At 67.9% G+C, this 218-nt stretch carries 1 protein-coding gene; it reads left to right on the top strand.

Features of this window, described 5'->3' with window-relative positions; genetic code table 11:
* Positions 1-218: cytochrome c-type biogenesis CcmF C-terminal domain-containing protein (locus AX681_RS01695; protein WP_331709973.1), on the top strand; the 218-nt coding region annotated here is incomplete at both ends.

The following is a 218-nucleotide window of genomic DNA, read 5'->3' as shown; positions in this document are numbered from 1 at the left end:
GTGCGGGCGGGGCAGGGGTTCGACCCGCTGAGCCGTGAGGGCGGGCTGGTTCTCAACAATTTGCTGCTCACGGTGATCCTGGGGATCGTGCTGATCGGGACGCTGTATCCGATCGCCGCGCAGGCGATGGGCGAGCAATTGTCGGTCGGTCCGCCCTTCTTCAACAAGACGACGGGGCCGATCGCGCTGATCCTGGTCGCGGCGATGGCGGCGGGGCC

The sequence above is a fragment of the Sphingomonas sp. CCH9-E2 genome, assembly GCF_001557215.1.
Classification (GTDB): Bacteria; Pseudomonadota; Alphaproteobacteria; order Sphingomonadales; family Sphingomonadaceae; genus Sphingomonas.
Note: the sequence above shows the minus strand (reverse complement) of the source record. Positions and strands in the feature narration are given on the sequence as shown.